Origin of the sequence: Paraburkholderia xenovorans LB400 (assembly GCF_000013645.1) — a bacterium.
GTDB lineage: Bacteria > Pseudomonadota > Gammaproteobacteria > Burkholderiales > Burkholderiaceae > Paraburkholderia > Paraburkholderia xenovorans.
Genome location: NC_007952.1, coordinates 1,827,982 through 1,847,473 on the forward strand (window position 1 = coordinate 1,827,982; position 19,492 = coordinate 1,847,473).

Sequence of the window (19,492 nt, forward strand, 5' to 3'; positions counted from 1 at the left end):
CCAACGGAGGAGAGACATGAAACAGCATCGTGGTTCGAGAATAGCGTTAGCCGGTGTCATGGCGGCGGCCGCCGCCGCGTGCCTGGCTTCTTCGGGTGCTTACGCGCAATGCGTGACCAGCCTGCCGGCGGGATCGATCGGTCCGAAGACGATTGTCGGGCAAGGGCCGAACGGCGAAAAAGCCGCCTCGGTGGATGCCGTGAAGCTGAGCGACGCCGACATCGCCAAAATCAAGGCCGGCAAATTCAAGGTCGGCATTTCCATGCAGACCATGAACCTCGACTGGTCGCAACTGCAGGTGCAAGGCATTACCGACACGCTGAAGAAGTACGGTGTGGAAGTGATCGGCACGGCATCGGCTGAATACCAGGTCGACAAGCAGATCGCCGACATCGAGAACACGATCCAGCGCCATCCGGACGGCATCATCTCGATTCCGGTCGACGGCACGGCAACGGCCGCCACCTACAAGAAAGTGTCCGCGGCCGGCATCAAGCTCGTGTTCATGGACAACGTGCCGACCGGCCTGAAGCATCCCGAACAATACGCCGCGATGATCTCGGCGGACAGCGAAGGCAACGGCCAGATCGCCGCGAAAGTGCTGGCCTCGTGCGTGCCGCAAGGCGCGACCGTCGGGCTCGTGAACTTCGGCGTGGATTACTTCAGCACGACGGAGCGCACCAAGGCCGTCAACGACTGGCTGAAGAAGAATCGCCCGGACATCAAGATCAAGCAGGTTGCCTTCACGGACCCGTCGAAAGTCGGGCAGATCGCGGGAGACTTCCTCACCGGCAATCCGGACGTGAAGGGTCTGTTCGCCGTATGGGATCAACCGGCGCTGGACACGCTCACTTCGATGCGCGCGCAAGGCGTGACGATTCCCGTGACGACGGTCGACCTCGGCCTGCAATCCGCGATCGAGATCGCCAAGGGCGGGCCGCTGAAGGCCACCGGCTCGCAACGTCCGTACGACCAGGGCGTCGCCGAAGCGCTGGCGATGATGAAAGCGCTGATCGGCCAGACGCCGCCGGCGTGGATCGGCGTGCAGTCGTTGCCGGTGGTTCAGTCGAACGTGCTCGAATCTTATAAGACGGTGTTCAAGAAAGACCCGCCGCCGCAGCTTGCCGATGCCTGCAAGAAAGCCAGGCCGGCTTGCGGTTGACAGCGACGAGCCGCGCCGCGTCATCGCGCTCTTCTCGTTCAGCATCCCGACGCCGGCGGCACGAGCCGGCATCGGGCGCGAAATCTGCTACTCGATAGACCTGCCGAGTCGACTCGAAAAGGAGAAAACGATGACCCTGGTCATTTATCTGGTTGGCTGGATCATTCTGATCGGCGGCGTGTCCTGGGGCTTGATGGCCATGCACGTCGCTCAACATACGATTGCCATCGTGGCGGTCATTCTGCTCGGCGTGGCCGTGATCACCGGCGCGACACGGGCTCGCAGCCGCGACCGTTCATAGCGCCGGTGCCGGCGCCGGCGTCCCCGCCGTGCGAACCGCGCCGGCATCCTGCGTGCCGTGCTCCAGCGCATAGAGTTCGCGATTGCGCGCCACTTCGGCGGCCGTCGGCGGATAGTCGTCGTCGTGCGTCGGCACGGTGCCTTCGGCCTGCGCCTGTTGCAACTGGGCCATGACCTGCGCGCGCGTCAGCCCTGACGTGCTGGTTTGCGCAAAAGCATGGGCGCCGAACGTCAGGCTGAGGGCGGCAACGGCAATAGCGCCTGGCAATTTCATGATGTCTCTCCGGTTAGCTGCGATGAATGAGTGGCATGGACCACGCTTCGCATTGTCGTCATTTCGCCTGTCCGGGCACTGACCTTCAGATTACCGTTCTGTTATCTATCGCTTCCTGAAGAAACGCCGCAAGACGCCGCGCATATCGCCGCCCCTTCGACTCGCCACGCGGATAACAGAACCGTAATCCGGGCGACGGCAGCCCGTCAGCGCCCCCGCGCCACACTCCTGACCCATGAAGCCCGCGTCACGCAGTCCCGCCGCATGGCAACGACGCGAACCTCCATCGGCCTCTTCTCAGGAACCCGTCATGTGGATCGTCAGGCTCGCGCTGCGCCGCCCTTATACCTTCGTGGTCCTCGCCGTGCTGATTTTTATCGCCGGCCCGCTCGCGATACTGCGTACACCGACCGATATTTTTCCGAACATCGATATCCCGGTGGTCAGCATCGTCTGGACCTATAACGGCTTCTCCGCCCAGGACATGGCCAATCGCATCACGTCCAACTACGAGCGCGCGCTGACCTCGGACGTGGACGATATCGAGCATATCGAGTCGCAATCGCTGAACGGCGTTTCCGTGGTGAAGATCTTTTTCCATCCCGGCGCGGACATCAATCGCGCGATTGCCGAAGCGGCGTCCAATTCGGCGTCGATCCTGCGCGTGCTGCCGCCCGGCACGTTGCCGCCGAACATCATTACGTATAACGCGTCGACGGTGCCGATCCTGCAACTGGGCCTGTCCAGCAACACGCTCTCGGAACAGCAGCTCTACGACCTCGGCAACAGCCAGATCCGCACGCAACTGGCGACGGTGCAAGGCGCGTCGGTGCCGCTGCCGTTCGGCGGCAAGGTCCGCCAGATCATGGTGGATATCGATCCGCGCGCATTGCAGGCCAAAGGCCTCGCGCCGCTCGACGTGGTCAACGCGGTGAACGCGCAGAATCTGATCCTGCCGGGCGGCACGGCGAAGATCGGCACGAAGGAATACAACGTGCAGATGAACGGCAGCACCGAGACCGTGGCGGCGCTCAACGATCTGCCGATCAAGACCGTGGCCGGCGGCGTGGTCTATGTGCGCGACGTGGCCCACGTGCGCGACGGCTATGCGCCGCAGACCAACATCGTGCGCAGCGACGGCAAACGGGCCGCGCTCCTGACCATCGAAAAATCCGGTAGCACGTCGACGCTCACCATCATCCAGCAGGTCAAGTCGATGCTGCCGCATATCGCCGCCGGCCTGCCGGGCGCGCTGCACATCACCGCGCTCTCGGACCAGTCCGTGTTCGTGAAGTCGGCGGTGGTGGGCGTGGCGCGCGAGGCGTTGATCGCCGCCGCGCTCACCGCCGTGATGATCCTGCTCTTTCTCGGCAGCTGGCGCGCCACGCTGATCATCGCGGTGTCGATTCCGCTCGCCGTGCTGACCTCGCTGATCGCGCTGTCCGCGCTCGGCCAGACCATCAACATCATGACGCTCGGCGGCCTCGCGCTCGCGGTGGGGATTCTCGTCGACGACGCCACGGTCGCGATCGAGAACATCACGCACCATCTGGAGAACGGCGAGCCGCTATACGACGCGATCCTGAACGGCTCGGGCGAGATCGCCGTGCCGACGTTCGTCTCGACTCTGTCGATCTGTATCGTGTTCGTGCCGATGTTCCTGCTCTCGGGCGTGGCGCGCTATCTGTTCGTGCCGCTCGCGGAAGCGGTGGTGTTCGCGATGATCGCGTCATACTTCTTCTCGCGCACGCTGGTGCCGACGCTCGCCATGTACCTGATGCGCGCGCGCGGCAACGCGCCCGTCACCGGCAACGGCCCGATTGCGCGCCTGATCCGCTTTCAGGCCGGTTTCGAACACCGCTTCGAGCTGCTGCGCGAACGCTATCGCGGCGTGCTCGCCGCGGCAATAGCGAGTCCGCGGCGCTTTATCGCGATCTTTCTGCTGCTGTGCCTCGGCTCGCTCGCGCTAGTGCCGTTTGCCGGGCGCGACTTTTTCCCGGCCGTGGATACCGGCGAGATCCGCCTGCATCTGCGTGCGCCGACCGGCACGCGGATCGAGGACACCGCGAGCATCACCGACCAGGTCGAAGCGCGTGTGCGCGACGTGATTCCGAAGCAGCAGCTCGCGGCGATTCTGGACAACATCGGCGTGCCGGTGAGCGGCATCAATCTGACCTACGACTCGTCGGACCCGATCGGCCCGGAAGATGCCGACGTGATGATCACGCTCGCGCCGAAACACAAGCCGACCGCGCTATACGTGGCGACGCTGCGCACCACGCTCACCAAAGATTTCCCCGGCGTGACGTTCGCCTTCCTGCCCGCCGATATCGTCAGCCAGATTCTCAACTTCGGCCTGCCCGCGCCGATCGACATCCAGATTGTCGGCAACCAGCTCGACGCCAACCGCTCGGTGGCGAACCGCCTGCTCGCGCAACTGCGCGGCGTGCGCGGCCTCGTCGACGCGCGCATCCAGCAGCCCGGCGACGCGCCCGCGATCAACGTCAACGTGGATCGCACCCGCGCGATTCAGGCCGGCCTGCTGCAACGCGACGTGTCGCAGAACCTGCTGATCGCGCTATCCGGCAGCTCGCAGACCTCGCCGAACTTCTGGCTCGACCCGCACAACGGCGTGAGCTATCCGCTCATGGCGATGATGCCGCAGTACGACATCAACTCACTGCAGGCGCTCGCCAATATTCCGGTCGAGCAGAAAGGCGGCGCGACGGCGTCCGCGGTGGCAGCCTCGTTCCCGGCGAGCGGCGCAGGCCCCGCGCCGCAGAACCTGCTCGGCGCCTTGAGCACGCTGACACGCGGCACGCAGCAAGCCGTCGTCTCGCACTACAACGTGCAGCCGGTGCTCGATATTTTCGCGTCGGTGCAAGGGCGCGATCTCGGCGGCGTGGCGGCGGACGTGAACCGGCTCGTCGAGCAGATCCGGCCGCAACTGCCGCCGGGTGCGTCCATCGTGGTACGCGGCCAGGTGCAGGCCATGCACGATTCGTTCAGCGGCCTCGCAAGCGGCCTCGTGTTCGCCATCGGCCTCGTCTATCTGCTGATGGTGGTCAATTTCCAGTCGTGGCTGGACCCGTTCATCATCATCAGCGGCTTGCCGGGCTCGCTCGCGGGGATTGCGTGGATGCTGTTCAGCACCGGCACCCGCCTGAGCGTGCCGGCGCTCACCGGCACGATTCTGTGTATCGGCATTGCCACGGCCAACAGCATTCTCGTCATCAACACTGCACGCGAAGCCCACCAGGCCGGCCAGCCGCCGCTCGCGGCCGCGCTCGAAGCCGGCTTCAGCCGCTTCCGTCCGGTGCTGATGACCGCCCTCGCCATGCTGATCGGCATGCTGCCGATGGCGCTCGGCCTCGGCGACGGCGGCGAACAGAACGCGCCGCTCGGCCGCGCCGTGATCGGCGGCCTCGCGCTCGGCACGATGTCGACCTTGCTGTTCGTCCCGGTCGTCTACGGGATGGTGCATGCGTGGCTCGACCAACGCCGCGCGGCACGCAGCGAAAAAGCCGGATCCGCCGTCCCCGCCCGCACCCTTTGATTTCGACGAGACCTATGCCATGAACGATTCATCACTTCAGCCGGGGCTTGGTGAGCAGCCACCCAAGGCCGTGAAAACCACCCACACCGCTCACGCCAGCGCCGCTCACCCCGCGCCCGAACCCGACCCACACGCGAAACCGCGCCGCCGTCTGTGGCCGTTCGCACTGGGCGGCCTCGCCGTGGCGCTGCTGATCGTCGGCATCGTGCCGCGCCTTCATGCCAGCGCCGCGCTCACCGAGCAAACACAAGCGCAAAGCATGCTCGTCGTTTCGGTGGTCAAGCCGCGCCCCGCGCCGAGCATGAATGAACTGCTGCTGCCCGGCTCCGTGATGCCGTTCGCCGAAGCCTCGATCTACGCGCGCACGAGCGGCTATCTCGCGCATTGGAACACCGACATCGGCGCGCAGGTGAAAAGCGGCCAGGTTCTCGCGACGATCGAAGCGCCCGATCTGGACGCGCAACTGCGCCAGGCCCGCGCCGACGAAGCCACCGCGCAGGCCAATTTCGACTACGCGAAGACCACCGCGCAGCGCTGGGAGGACATGCTGAAGACCCAGTCGGTCGCGCAGCAGGACGCCGACACCAAGGTCAGCGACATGGAAGCGCGCCGCGCCATGCTGGCGTCGGCGCAGGCCAATGTCGCGCATCTCGCCGAACTGGTCTCGTACGAGAAAATCACCGCGCCGTTCGACGGTGTGATCACCGCGCGCAACGTGGACGTCGGCGCACTGGTGACGGCGGGCGGCACGCCCGGCGCCGCGGGCATGTCGGGCGAGCTATTCCATATCCAGCAGAACGGCGTGCTGCGAGTGTTCGTCGACGTGCCGCAGAACGACGCGCCTTACGTCACGCCGGCCACCGGCGTCTATCTGAGCGCCCAGCAGTATCCGGGCCGCCGCATCCCCGCGAAGGTGGCGCGCAGCACCGGCTCGATCGATCCGTCGAGCCGCACGCTGCGCGTCGAGGTGGACGTCGACAACAAGGACAGCGCGCTGATGCCCGGCGCTTACACGCAGGTGCATCTGCAACTGCAATCGGCCACGCCGGCACTCGATGTGCCCGTCAGCGCCCTGCTGTTCCGGCCGGACGGCGTGATGGTCGCGGTGGTCGACAGCAATGGCCGCGCGGTGCTGAAGACCGTGCATATCGGCCGCGATTTCGGCACGCACGTGGAGATCACGACGGGACTCGCCGCCACCGACCGCGTGATCGACAACCCGAGCGATTCGCTGAGCACCGGCCAGATGGTTCAGATCATGCCGGCCATGCACGGCTGAGTGCCTCCACCGCCTCCAGAAAGGATCCGCCGATGTTCTCCCTGTCTCTGTCACGACCGCTGCCGCGCCGCGCGCTGGCGGCCACGCTGATCGGCGCGCTGCTGAGCGCGTGCTCGACCCTGCCGCCCTATCAGCGCCCGAGCGCCGGGATTCCCGCGCACTATGCGGGCGCCGCGCCCGGCTGGGCGCAAGCCGCGCCAGGCGACGCCGCACCGCGCGGCCCCTGGTGGACGATCTTCAACGATCCGGTGCTCGACCAGCTCGAAGCGCGCATCGACGTATCGAACCAGACCGTGCGCAAAGCGGTCGCGCAGGTTCAGCAGGCGCGCTCGATGGTGGACTATCAGCGCGCCGGCTTCTTCCCGACGATCACCGCCGGTGTCGCGCAGGATCGCTACCGGACCTCGCAGAACGTCGCAGGAAAGTCGCTCGCGGGCAAGACCGTGCCGGACTATTCGGCGGGCGTGGCGGCGAGCTGGGAGCCGGATCTGTTCGGTCGGGTGCGCGACAGTGTGAACGGTGCGCAGGCCGACGCGCAGGCGAGCGAAGCGGACCTCGAAGGCGTGCGCCTCGCGATGAGCGCGGATCTGGCCATCGACTATTTCTCGCTGCGCTCGCTCGACACGCAAAAGAAGCTGCTCGACGACAGCGTGAGCGCCTACGCCGCCGCGTTGAAGCTCCTCCAGCAGCAGCTGAAAAACGGCGCGATCGACGCCTCCGCCGTCGCGCAGGCCACGACGCAACTCGAAGCGACGCGCACCCAGGACACCGACATCGACGTGACACGCTCGCAGATGCAGCACGCCATCGCCACGCTGATCGGCGAGCCTGCTTCGAGCTTCACGCTGCCGCCGAACGGCTCGGCCGTGACGCCGCCCGCGATTCCGCCCGGCTTGCCGTCGCAACTGCTGGAACGGCGCCCCGATATCGCCGCCGCCGAACGGCGCGTGGCGTCGGCGAACGCACAGATCGGCGTCGCGCATGCGGCGTTTTTCCCGGACCTGGTGCTGTCCGCGAGCGCGGGGCTCGAAAGCTCGTTTTTCGCGCCGTGGCTGAGCGCGCCGAGCCTGTTCTGGTCGCTCGGTCCGCAACTGGCCGGCACGCTGTTCGACGGCGGCAAACGCAAGGCCAGCCTGCACGGCGCCACCGCGCAATACGACGGCGCCGTGGCGGATTATCGTCAGTCGGTGCTGGTGGCGTTCCAGCAGGTCGAAGACAACCTCTCCGCGCTGCATTCCCTCGCCGACGAAGCCGTCAGCCAGCAGCGCGCCACCACCGCCGCGGATCTGTCGTTGCGGCTCACCACGAACCGTTTCAACGCGGGCGCGGTCAGCTATCTCGACGTGGTCACGGCGCAGACGATCGCGCTCTCGAACCAGCGGATCGCGGATCAGATCGCCGCGCGGCAGCTGGAGTCGAGTGTGCTGTTGCTGGAGGCGTTGGGCGGGACGTGGGGCAATGGCAGCAGCGGCGCGGCGGGTGCGGCTTAGTGACAACTCAGGGTCAACTCAGGGTCAACTCAAGGTCAACTCAAGGCCGCCCCGGCGCGTTCACGCGCTGCGCGGGAACGTCAACACGAACCGTGTGCTCCGTGCATCGCTCTCGGCGTGCACGGACCCGCCGTGCAGTTCCATGATCGTGCGCACGATAGCGAGCCCGAGCCCCGTGGACCCGGAAGACCCTTGCGACAACCCCGCCGACGGCAGCGCGCTGCGCGACGGATCGACCCGGTAAAAGCGGTCGAAAATCCGTTCGATGTGCTCGGCGGGAATCGGCTGCCCCTGGTTCTCCACGCTCACGCGCACTGCGTCGGCCGACTCGCTAGCGTCCAGCGCGATCTCGCCCCCCGGCGGCGTATAGCGAATGGCATTGGCGAGCAGATTGCTCACGGCGCGGCGGAACAGTTCGAGATCCGCCGTCAGACTGGCCGCGCCGCTGACGCGCACACGCACATTCGCTTCTTCGGCAATCCCTTCGAAGTAGTCGGCGATATGCGCCAACTCCTCGCCCGCGTCGAACGCACGCATATGTTTGACGAACTGCGGATGCTCGGCACGCGCCAGAAACAGCACGTTCTCGATCATCTTCGAGAGCCGGTCGCACTCTTCCAGATTCGACGCGAGCACCGATTCGTATTCGTCGACGGAACGCGGCCGCGCCAGCGCGACTTCAGCGGCGCCGCGCATGTTGCTGAGCGGCGTGCGCATGTCGTGTGCGAGGTCGGCGGTGAAACGCGACAGACGCTGAAAACCGTGCTCGACGCGCTCGAGCATCGCGTTCAACGCCGCCACCAGCGTGTCGAGTTCGCTCGGCACGCGCGCCACCGCGATTCGCGTATGCAGGCGATTCACCGTGACGAGGCTCGCGCTCGCCGCGATATCGCGCAACGGCCGCAGCGCGGCACGAATCAGCAGGTAGCCGAGCAGCACGGCCAGCAGCACGCCGGCCACGCCCGCCAGGTTGAGCTTGTCGCGGTAACGGTCCAGCAACAGCCAGCGGTCGCTCATGTTGCGCGCCACCAGCACGCTCGCCGTGTCGCCGTCGCGCAGCCGCGCGTCGGTGAGAATGCCGCGGATCGGCGCGCCGTTGCGGCCGGTCCAGTCGCCGATATCGGCCTCCGCAATGCGCTCGGTCGCGGCCACTCGCGTGAGCGGCGGCAACGCCGCCAGCGTTGCGGCGCCGCTCGCCGCATCCGGCGCCGCGAGCACGCCGGCGATGTTGTGTTCGATCGCCCGCGTGCCGTCGGGATCGAACACTTCCATCGACATGGCTTCGTTGCCCAGCACGATACTGGTCAAGCGCTCGCTGTGGTCGCGAATGCCCTGCGCCGTGTCCAGTTCCTCGGCGAGCCGCCGCGCATGGCGCGCGGCGAGCACGATGTCGAGATTGTCCTGCGCCTTGATCTGCTTTTCGAGCGCGAGATACAGAAAACTGCCGACCAGCACGAAAACCGCCAGCGTCGTAGCGCCGAACGCCAGCGCCAGCGTCGCGGCGAGCGAGCGGCCGCGCATCAGGCCGTGTCCTTCAGTTCGAGCACATAGCCCACGCCGCGCACGGTGTGAATCAGCTTGACGGAAAAGTTGTCGTCGATCTTGGTGCGCAAGCGGCGGATCGCGACTTCGACCACATTGGTATCGCTGTCGAAATTCATATCCCACACGTACGACGCGATCTGCGTGCGGCTCAGCACCTCGCCCTGACGCCGCGCGAGCAGTTGCAGCAGCGAGAATTCACGCGGCGTGAGGTCGATACGCGTACCGCCGCGCTTCACGCGCCGGCGGTTCACGTCCATTTCCAGGTCGCCTACCTTGATGAGTTCGCTTTCGCGCGGCGGCCCGCGGCGCGCCAGCGTGCGCACGCGGGCCAGCAATTCGACGAACGCAAAGGGTTTGACGAGGTAATCGTCCGCGCCGAGTTCGAGGCCGCGTACGCGGTCGTCCACGTCGTCGCGCGCGGTGAGGAACAGCACGGGCGTGGTGCGCGTGGTGCGCAAGGTCTTGACGACGCCCCAGCCGTCCATGCCGGGCAGCATCACGTCGAGCACGATCACGTCGTACTCTTCTTCGAGGGCGAGGATCAGCCCCTGAGGGCCGTCGTTCGCCACGTCGACCGCGTAGCCGGATTCTTCCAGGCCTTTCTTCAGATAGGCCGCTGTTTTCAGCTCGTCCTCGATCACCAGGATTCGCATCGGTTGCTCCGCTTTGCGTTGACGGTGAAATCATACCGTCAAGCACTTGGGCGCGTGATTACGATCCGGTAATGTTCACGCGCTTACTCAGGGTGCGCGCCGCCCGCTTCCGCAGAGGCCTGCATGGCAGGCGCGAGCGGCGCCCCGTCTTCCCCCGCATGCGGCGCCGCGGCACCGGCGTGCCGCAGCTTCTTCGCCCGGCCGATCAGTTCACGGGTCAGGCGCCGCGCGCGAATCGCCGCGAGGCCCCAGTTCGAATTGATGGTCTGCACGGTCCACGCGGTGGTCGCTTCGCCGCGCGACCAGTACGCCTTGAAGTCTTCGGTGCCGACGCCGAAATCGAGGTCGTAGCCGCTGTCGAACGCCCATTTCACGCATTGCTCCACAGCGATCAGACCCGGGCAGAACTTGCCGTAGTGCGGGTCGAAGCCGGCAAAGATCGCGCTCGCCCACGGATTGCCCACGCTCGCGATGATCGCGGCCACCGGTGTTTCGTCCAGTGTGACCACGATCAGGCGGGCCATCGAGGGCACCTCGCCCGAATAGATCAGCTTGCCCAGGAAGCGCTCGAACTCGGGCAAATCGAGCCATACGCTGCGTTTGCCGACGCGATCGCTCCACGCCCGTTTGCATTTGAACATCCACTCGATGATGGATGCCGTTTCGCTTTCTTCCGCCGGGTCGAGCGTGCGCACGGCGACCGTGCCTTCTTTCGACAACTTCTTCGCGAAGCCGCCGGGCCGCTTGCCGAACAGCGTGCCGAGCGTCCCGCAGTACGCGTCCCAACTGCCCTGCCCGCGCAACCGGGCGGCGGACGCGTTGTGCGCCTCGCTGAACAGGATCCTGCGTTCCCGCATCACCAGCGCGTGCAGTTCGAGCCGCTCACGCACGTACGGCAGGTGGATGAAGTCGGCGCCGCACCGCCGGCGCGCCGTCTCCCACGCGCCCGCCACGCGCGCCGCGGCGGCTGCGCCGGCCTCGACCAGCACGCTCGTGAAGTCGCCGCCTTGCGGGCCGAGCGGCACGAGATAGGTCCACAGCGAGCGTTTGACCGCTTCGAGCGGCCAGATCATCACCAGCTTTCCGTCTTCGCGGCACACAATGCATTTCAGCTTGCGGCCATGCGGCTTCGACACGTGCTTCCATGCCAGCCAGCAAAACGCGAACGACTGATAGCAATAGCCTTGCGCTTTTGACCATAGCGCGTCCCATTCGGGCTGCAGCGCGCGAAATTCAGCTTCGTCGCCGATGACGTCGTAGCGCCGAGTGATCCGGGTTGTCTCGTCCATGTCGCCTCACACCGTAGCGTGTCGTGTTTTTTGTTCCCGAGCCGGTCAGTGGGGAAAGCGCGGACGCCGGACCCCGCCGGCGCCGACTGGAGCGGGTGACATGAGCATGCTCCGACGCATGGTTAAGGTGTGTGCGGCGGCGTACGCTGCAATGCGGCGTGACGGCGGTTCCGCTATTGCAGCGCCGGAAGGCGCACGTGGCGGCGCCGCCGGCGGGTGCGCGGGCGTGAGTGGTGCTCTACTCGACGTTGTCCGCGATATCCGTCATACGGATCATGTGCGGCTTGACCACGTCGTCCTCGTCGTCGTGGCTTTCCGTGGGCGGATGGATCAACGCTTCGAGCCGTGCCTTGGTGGCCACGAACTCCGGCGACGTGACCTGCGAGTAATCGCGCGGCCGGGGCACCGGCACTTCGATCAACTCCTGCACTTCGCCCGGATTCGCCTTCAGCACCAGAATACGGTCGGCCAGAAAGATCGCCTCGTCCAGATCGTGCGTGATGAACAGCACGGTCACGTCGATGTTGCGCCAGATATCGAGCAGATGCGTCTGCATCTTCGCGCGCGTTTGCGCGTCGAGTGCGCCGAACGGCTCGTCCATCAGCAGAATGCGCGGGCGGTTGGCGAGCGCGCGGGCAATCGCCACACGCTGCTTCATGCCGCCCGACAATTGATGCGGATAGGCATTGGCGAATTTCGTCAGGCCGACCAGATCCAGCCATTGCAGCGCCTCGCGTTCCGCATGCAGGGTGGCGTGGCCGTTCATCTTCAGACCGAACATGACATTCTTCTTGACCGTCAGCCACGGAAACAGCGTGTAGCCCTGGAACACCATGCCGCGGTCGGCGCCCGGCCCCTGCACGGGTTTGCCGTCGAGCAGCACGCTGCCGCTGGTTTGCCGCTCCAGTCCGGCGAGAATGCGGATCAACGTGGACTTGCCGCAGCCCGACGGTCCGATCACGCAGACGAACTCGCGCCGGTGCGTCTTGAAGCTGATGCCGTCGAGCGCGGTGCACTCGCCTTGCGCCGTCTCGAAGCGCTTGCCGAGTTCGCGCACCTCCAGAATCACCTCACGCGACTTCAGGCGGTCGAAACGTTCGCGCACCGCTTCGGACTGGATCAGGTACGACGGAATCGGTTGCGGATTTAACATGATGGAATCCCTTGAATGCTGTGCTGTACAGGCGATAAACCGTGTCATGAAACCGTCCGCTACGCCTTGAGCGTGCGGTCCCACGGAAACAGCTTGCGGCCGAGCCAGGCCAGCACGAGATCGGTGCCCAGACCGATGATGCCGATCATCATGATCGCCGCGTAGACGTTCTCGAAATGCGTGTAGCGCGCCTGTTGCGTGATGTACCAGGTGATGCCCGAACTGGTGCCGACCAGTTCCGCGACGATCAGATAGGTCCAAGCCCAGCCGAGCAGAATGCGCTGATCGCGATACAGATCCGGCAGAATGCCGGGAATCACCACGTGCGTGAGCAGCTTGAGCTTTTTCGTGCCGAGCGTCATGGCGGCTTCGAACAGGCCGTATTCGAGCTTGCGCGTGGTGTTCGCCACGATCAGCACCTGCTGGAACAACGTGCCGATCACGATGATCGCGATCTTCGGGCCGTCGTAGATGCCGAGGATCGCCACCATCAGCGCGCCGAACGCGGGCGCCGGCAAATAGCGGAAGAACTCGAAGAACGGCTCCTGCAAACGCGCAATCGCGCTATACGTGCCGCACACAATGCCGATCGGCACGCCGATCACGGACGACAGCACGAAGCCCCAGAAAATCACCTGAATGCTGTGCCATAGGCTTTGATGCAGCCATACACCGTCGCGCGACGCGGGCGGCGTGGTGAACGCGGTGTAGAACGCGCGCAGCACTTCATGGGGCGCCGGCAGATACACCGGGTTGACCGGCTCGCCCACCGGCAGGGCCGTATGGGCTTCGCGCGCGTGGCTGAGTTCGTCGGCGAATACGTCCTTGTCGACGCGCATGCCCGGCTGGAAATAGTCGACGCTGCCGGGACTCGCGATCAGCATTTGCGGATGCCAGATGAACGGCACGTAGCTGACCAGACACCACACGAGGAGCGGCAACAGGAACGAGCCCGCGCCCAACAGCCATTTGCCGCGCACGGAAAGTTCGCGGCGCACCGCGAACCATTCGGTTCTGTCAATGACGGCCATGTGATTCTCCGGAGCAGACTTCGGTTGCGTCATCCGCGGACGGTGAGGCGGTGGCCGTTTCGCCGTGCCACGCGCGCGCCAGATCGAGCAGCATCGCGTCTTCATGCGCGCGCGCGACGAACGTCACGCCGAACGGCAGGCCCGCGTGTCTGCCGATCGCACAGAGGCCGGCCGGCACCGCCAGCGCGGACAGGTCGAGCAGGTTCACGAAGTTCGTGTAGTAGCCGAAGCGCGAATTCACGCGGATCGGGTCGGCTTCCAGTTCGTCGACGGTGGCGGTGGTCGCCGAGGTCGGCGTGACGATCGCGTCGATGCGCTGCCAGACTTCGGCGGCCTGCATGCGCAGGAACGCGAGGCGGTCGAACGCGGCGAACGCATCGGCCGCACTCCAGCGCGCCGCCCCGCCGATGATCTCGCGGATCACCGGATGCAGCGCGTCAGGCTGCGTGTCGACGAACTGGCGGATCGCGGCGAGCCGCTCCGCGACCCACGGTCCTTCGTAGAGCAGCCGCGCGGTGGCGAGGAACGGCTCGAAATCGATCTCGACCAGTTCGGCACCGGCTGCGCGCAAGCGCGTTAGCGCGGCGTCGAAAGCGTGCGCGTACGATGTGTCGCCGAAGAATTCGAGCTGGTTCGCGCGCGGCACGCCGAAGCGCACACCGCGCAGCGACCGTTGCGCACCGGGTTGCGCCACGGCTTGCGTCACGGCTTGCGTCACGGCTTGTGTCACTGCTTGAGTCACGGCTTGCGGCGGCTGGAATTCCCGCGCATACGGGTCGCCTTCCGTGACGCCCCGCGCGGCGTCGAACACGCGCTGCGCGTCGTCCGCCGAGCGCGCGAAGATCGACACGCAATCGAGCGATTTACACGCGGGCACCACGCCTGCCGTGCTCAACAAACCCTTGGTCGGCTTCAACCCGATCAGGCCGTGAAAGGCCGCGGGCACGCGCCCCGAACCCGCGGTGTCGGTGCCCAGCGAAAACGCCGCCAGCCCGAGCGCGACCGAAACCGCCGAGCCGGAACTCGAACCGCCCGACGCATAGCGCGGATCGAGCGCGTTGCGGCACGCGCCGTGCGGCGAACGCTGCCCGGACAGACCCGTGGCGAACTGATCGAGGTTGGTCTTGCCAATCGGAATCGCACCGGCGGCGATCAGGCGCGCGACTACCGGCGCGCTGACCGTGGGCGTGTACGCATAGGCGGGGCACGCGGCCGTGGTCGGAATGCCGGCGAGATCGATGTTGTCCTTGATGGCGAACGGTATGCCGTACAGCGGCAACGTGCCCATGTCGCGGCCTTCCAGTGCGTCGACGTAACGCATCATCTCGTCGCGGCTCAAAGGACGGATCCACGCATGATGCGGGTCGTCGCCCGAGGTGCGCGCGGCGATCGCGTCGATCAGTTGCGCGGGCGTCAGGCTGCCGGCGCGGTAGCGCGCGTGTAGTCCGGCGATCGACATGGACTGGAACAGATCGTCGTGTGATTTCATTTGCATGTGGCCTCCTCGGTGGCGTCGGCTGCAATGCCGGCGCGCATCACCATCAAACGTTGCCCCGCGACGACCGCCGCGCCCTGAGCGCAATCGATCGCTTCGATCACGCCGTCGCCAGTCGCGGTGACAGAGATTTCCATCTTCATCGACTCGACGATCGCAACCACCTGGCCGTCGCTCACGCGCTCGCCTTCGCTCACGAGCAGCTTCCACACGCTGCCCGACACGTCGGCGACGATGCCTTGCTGACCGGCTGCGAGCGCGTCGTTCGCCGCCGCACCGGCGGCTGCATCGCCATCCGCTTCGCCACCCGTTTCGCCGACGTATTCCGCATGACCGGCGGCGTTCCAGCGCTCGCGCTCCGCGTCGAACGCGGCTTGCTGCGCGCTCTTGAATGCGGAGATGGATCCGGCTTCGTCCTTCAGGAAGCGGTTGTACGCGCCGAGGTCGAACACGGACTCCTCGATCTTCAGGCTCGCGCGGCCCGCGATGAAATCCGTGCGCAGTTCGGCCAGTTCGGCTTCGCTGACTTCGTAGAAGCGGATTTCATCGAAGAAGCGCAGCAGCCAGGGCTTGCCCGCTTCGAACTCGCGCGTGGTGCGATAGCGGTTCCACATCTGCACGGTGCGGCCGACGAACTGATAGCCGCCCGGCCCTTCCATTCCATACACGCACAGATACGCGCCGCCAATGCCCACCGCGTTCTCCGGCGTCCACGTGCGCGCCGGGTTGTATTTGGTGGTGACGAGCCGGTGGCGCGGGTCGAGCGGCGTCGCGACCGGCGCGCCGAGATAGACGTCGCCGAGGCCCATGACGAGGTAGCGCGCGTCGAACACGATACGCTTCACGTCGTCGATGCTGTTCAGCCCGTTGATGCGGCGAATGAACTCGATATTGCTCGGACACCACGGCGCGTCGGGCCGCACCGATTGCATGTAGCGCTCGATCGCGATGCGCGTCGACGGGTCGTCCCACGAGAGCGGCAGATGCACGATGCGGTTCGGCACGCGCATCTCGTCGATGGCGGGCAGTTCGCGCTCGGCTTGCCGCAGATGCGCGAGCAAGGTGTCGTGCGAGAGCACGCGGTGGTCGAAATGCACCTGCAGCGAGCGGATGCCGGGCGTCAGATCGATGATGCCCGGCAGCCGGTGTGCGTCGAGCCAGTTCATCAACGCATGCACGCGAAAGCGCAGGTTCAGGTCGAGCACGAGCGGGCCGTATTCGATCAGTACGTTCTGGTCGCCGGAGCGGCGATACACCACGCCGGTGCCCTCGCCTGCCGTGGGATCGCGATAGAGGATGCAATCGTGGCCCTTGTCGCCGGCCTGAGCCACATGCTTTGGCGCGGCGAGCGCCGCCTTGACCGGCATGCGTTCGAAGCGCACCGTATCGCCGGGCCGCAATTGCCCGAGCTTCCACAACTCTTCGCCCACTACGGTGACCGGACACACGAAACCACCGAGGCTCGGACCGTCAGGGCCGAGAATCACCGGCATGTCGCCGGTGAAATCCACCGCGCCGACCGCATACGCGTTGTCGTGAATGTTCGACGGATGCAGTCCAGCCTCGCCGCCGTCCGTGCGGGCCCATTGCGGCTTCGGGCCGATCAGGCGCACACCCGTGCGGCTGGAGTTGTAGTGCACGGTCCAGCGCGTGCCGTAGAGCATCGCGATGTCGTCGGGTGTGAAGAAATCGGGCGCGCCGTGCGGGCCGTCCAGCACGCCGAGCGTCCAGTCGTGCGTCATCTCCGGCACGCGCGCCGCGTCCAGTTGCGCGCCCGCTTCGCCGCGGCCCGCACCGTCCGCGAGATGCAGCACGTCGCCTTTGCGCAGCGCACGCCCCGCATGGCCGCCGAACTGGCCGAGCGTGAAAGTCGCCTTACTGCCCAGATAATCCGGCACTTGCAGGCCGCCCTTCAACGCAAGACACGCGCGCATGCCGGCGCCCGTCACGCCGCCAAGCTTGAGCACGGAACCGGCCGGCGCGCGCGTGACCTGCCAGAGCGCGACCGGCGCGCCGTCCAGCGTGGCGGCGAGCGGCGCGCCGCCCAGCACGAACAGCGTCGCGGTATTGAAGCGCAACGTGGCGCCGACCATCGCGCATTCGAGCCCTGCGGCATCGGCGGGATTGCCGAGCAGTTCGTTGGCGAGGCGAAACGACAGATCGTCCATCGGACCCGATGGCGGCACGCCGATGTCCCAATAGCCGGTGCGTCCAGGCGTCTGCTGCACGGTTGTCTGCACGCCGCCGTCGAGCACGTCGATGGTGTGCGGCGCGAACATGAAGCGCGACAGGAACGCGGTGGTCTGCTCGCCGCGTGCAAACGTCGCCGAGCCGGCAATCGCGCGCAGATAGTCGAGATTGGTCTCTATGCCGTAGAGCTGCGTTTCTTCCAGCGCGGCGCGCAGTGCCGCAAGCGCGGCCTCGCGCGTCCCGCCTTTGACGATCAGCTTGGCCAGCAACGGATCGTAGAAAGCGCTGACTTCCGTGCCCGCATCGACCCAGGTGTCGGCTCGCGCGGCGGCGGCGAACGCGACATGCGTCAGCACGCCCGCGCTCGGTTGAAACTGCTTGTGCGGGTCTTCCGCGTACAGACGCACCTGGATGCTTGCACCACGCGGCACGGGCGCGAGCGTATCGAGCGGCGCGAGTTCGCCCTCGGCCTCGCGAATCATCCACTCCACCAGATCGATACCCGTGACCTCTTCCGTCACGCAATGCTCGACTTGCAGCCGCGTGTTCACTTCGAGGAAATAAAACTGCCGCGTATCGGCATCGAAGACGAACTCGACCGTGCCCGCCGACTTGTACTTCACGGCTTGCGCGAGGCGCACCGCGCTCGCATGCAGCGCGCTGCGTTCCGCGGGCGTCAAACCGGGCGCGGGCGTTTCCTCGATCACCTTCTGATTGCGCCGCTGCACCGAGCAGTCGCGCTCACCGAGGGCGATCACGCCTCCGTGGCCGTCGCCGAAAATCTGCACTTCGATATGGCGCGCGTTCTCGACGAACTTTTCGAGGTAGACGCCGGCGTTGGCAAAATTGGCTTCGCCGAGCCGCGCGACCGAAGCGAACACGCTCTCCAGTTGCGCCGCGTCGCGACACAGCGACATGCCGATACCGCCGCCGCCCGCGGTGCTTTTCAGCATCACGGGATAGCCGATCGACTCCGCCTCGCGCAACGCCGCGCTCACGTCGGGCAGCAAGCCGGTGCCCGGCAGCAGCGCAACGTGGTTGGCTCGCGCCAGTTCACGCGCCGTATGCTTGAGGCCGAACTCGCGCATCTGCGTCGGGGTCGGGCCGATGAAACGGATTCCCGCGTCGTCGCAAGCCTGCGCGAAAGCGGCGTTCTCGGACAGAAAGCCGTAGCCGGGATGCACGGCGTCGGCGCCGCACGCGCGCGCGGCATCGAGAATCGCCGCGCTGTTCAGATAGCTCTGCGCCGCGAGCGCGGGGCCGATGCACACCGCGTCATCGGCGAGCATCACATGCATGGCGTGGCGATCGGCCTCTGAATACACCGCGACCGACGCAATGCCCAGACGCTTGAGCGTACGAATCACGCGGCAGGCAATCTCGCCGCGATTGGCAATCAGGACTTTGCGGAATCTCATTGCGCATCCCATATCGTCAGTCGCACGGGCGTCGGGTTGTAGCCGTTGCACGGATTGTTCAACTGCGGGCAGTTCGAAATCAGCACTGTCACGTCCACGTCGGCGCGCATTTCAACGTACTTGCCCGGCGCGGAGATACCGTCCTCGAACGTCAGTTTGCCGGGCGGCGTGACCGGCACGTTCATGAAGAAGTTGATGTTGCTCACAATGTCGCGCTTGCCGAGCTGCGTGCCCACGCCGCAGGTGCAATGCGTGATCGCATGCAGGAAGCTGTCGCGGCAGTTGTGCATGTAACGCTTGTCGAGTGCATAGCGCACCGTATTGCTTTCGGCCGCGCACGCGCCGCCGAGCGTATCGTGCCTGCCGCATGTGTCGGCCACGATCGTCAGCATCGGCTTGCCGAGGTTCGACATCAGCACGCTGCCGGCCGAGAGATAAAGATTGCGCTGCGCGCGGATCGTGTCCTGCGCGCTATAGCGTTCGAGCGGATCGGCGCTGTTGTAGAACAGCGTGTCGACCGCCTGATTGCCTTCCAGGTCGAGAATGCGGAACACCTGTCCGCGCTTGACTTCATGCAGCCACGGTTCGCCCGAAGGCAGCGTCAGGTCGTAGACCGCATGACGGAGTTCGAGCTTGCTTTCGATAATAGGCATAGCG

Annotated in this window: 14 protein-coding genes; 5 read left to right on the forward strand and 9 right to left on the reverse strand. The window is 65.9% G+C overall.

All coding sequences use genetic code 11. The features are described 5' to 3' along the window. Nucleotides 1-16 precede the first annotated feature (16 nt). Nucleotides 17-1,162 carry a substrate-binding domain-containing protein gene (locus tag BXE_RS30085; protein ID WP_040124705.1) on the forward strand — a complete coding sequence of 382 codons (1,146 nt, stop codon included), beginning with the start codon at nt 17-19 and terminating at the stop codon, nt 1,160-1,162. A 130-nt stretch (nt 1,163-1,292) separates the two neighbouring features. Further along, nucleotides 1,293-1,463 (forward strand): hypothetical protein, encoded by a 171-nt coding sequence (locus BXE_RS46695; RefSeq protein WP_007177302.1) that lies wholly within the window; start codon nt 1,293-1,295, stop codon nt 1,461-1,463. Here the strand turns inward: BXE_RS46695 and BXE_RS30095 are convergent. Next, nucleotides 1,458-1,736: a DUF4148 domain-containing protein gene (locus BXE_RS30095; RefSeq protein WP_011491894.1), complete on the reverse strand. Its 279-nt coding sequence runs from the start codon at nt 1,734-1,736 to the stop codon at nt 1,458-1,460. The genes BXE_RS46695 and BXE_RS30095 overlap by 6 nt on opposite strands. Nucleotides 1,737-2,046: 310 nt before the next feature. On the opposite strand from BXE_RS30095, the gene BXE_RS30100 reads away from it, so the two are divergent. From BXE_RS30100 to BXE_RS30110, 3 genes are read left to right on the forward strand one after another with little or no spacing between them, the layout of a single operon-like run. Continuing rightward, nucleotides 2,047-5,292 (forward strand): efflux RND transporter permease subunit, encoded by a 3,246-nt coding sequence (locus BXE_RS30100; protein ID WP_011491895.1) that lies wholly within the window; start codon nt 2,047-2,049, stop codon nt 5,290-5,292. Between the two features lie 19 nt (nt 5,293-5,311). After that, entirely contained in the window at nt 5,312-6,571 is a 1,260-nt protein-coding gene (locus tag BXE_RS30105; RefSeq protein ID WP_011491896.1) for an efflux RND transporter periplasmic adaptor subunit, read from the forward strand. A 32-nt stretch (nt 6,572-6,603) separates the two neighbouring features. Then, nucleotides 6,604-8,061, forward strand: coding sequence for an efflux transporter outer membrane subunit (locus tag BXE_RS30110; protein WP_011491897.1), 1,458 nt, complete (start codon nt 6,604-6,606; stop codon nt 8,059-8,061). A 60-nt stretch (nt 8,062-8,121) separates the two neighbouring features. Here the strand turns inward: BXE_RS30110 and BXE_RS30115 are convergent, their stop codons facing one another. The 8 genes from BXE_RS30115 to BXE_RS30150 form a co-directional block, all read right to left on the reverse strand. Next, entirely contained in the window at nt 8,122-9,582 is a 1,461-nt protein-coding gene (locus tag BXE_RS30115; RefSeq protein ID WP_011491898.1) for a heavy metal sensor histidine kinase, read from the reverse strand. Then, entirely contained in the window at nt 9,582-10,259 is a 678-nt protein-coding gene (locus BXE_RS30120; protein WP_011491899.1) for a heavy metal response regulator transcription factor, read from the reverse strand. The genes BXE_RS30115 and BXE_RS30120 overlap by 1 nt, the downstream gene beginning before the upstream one ends. A gap of 83 nt (nt 10,260-10,342) precedes the next feature. Continuing rightward, nucleotides 10,343-11,548 carry a GNAT family N-acetyltransferase gene (locus tag BXE_RS30125; protein WP_011491900.1) on the reverse strand — a complete coding sequence of 402 codons (1,206 nt, stop codon included), beginning with the start codon at nt 11,546-11,548 and terminating at the stop codon, nt 10,343-10,345. A 238-nt stretch (nt 11,549-11,786) separates the two neighbouring features. After that, entirely contained in the window at nt 11,787-12,701 is a 915-nt protein-coding gene (locus tag BXE_RS30130) for an ABC transporter ATP-binding protein (RefSeq protein WP_011491901.1), read from the reverse strand. A 59-nt stretch (nt 12,702-12,760) separates the two neighbouring features. Further along, nucleotides 12,761-13,732, reverse strand: coding sequence for an ABC transporter permease (locus BXE_RS30135; protein ID WP_011491902.1), 972 nt, complete (start codon nt 13,730-13,732; stop codon nt 12,761-12,763). Further along, complete coding sequence (locus tag BXE_RS30140; RefSeq protein WP_011491903.1) at nt 13,719-15,227, reverse strand: allophanate hydrolase; 1,509 nt, start codon at nt 15,225-15,227, stop codon at nt 13,719-13,721. Before BXE_RS30140 ends, BXE_RS30135 begins: the two co-directional genes overlap by 14 nt. Beyond that, on the reverse strand, nt 15,218-18,835 hold the full coding sequence (uca, locus tag BXE_RS30145; RefSeq protein ID WP_011491904.1) for an urea carboxylase: 3,618 nt from the start codon (nt 18,833-18,835) through the stop codon (nt 15,218-15,220). Before uca ends, BXE_RS30140 begins: the two co-directional genes overlap by 10 nt. Next, nucleotides 18,832-19,488 carry an urea amidolyase associated protein UAAP2 gene (locus tag BXE_RS30150; RefSeq protein ID WP_011491905.1) on the reverse strand — a complete coding sequence of 219 codons (657 nt, stop codon included), beginning with the start codon at nt 19,486-19,488 and terminating at the stop codon, nt 18,832-18,834. Before BXE_RS30150 ends, uca begins: the two co-directional genes overlap by 4 nt. Between the last annotated feature and the right edge of the window lie 4 nt (nt 19,489-19,492).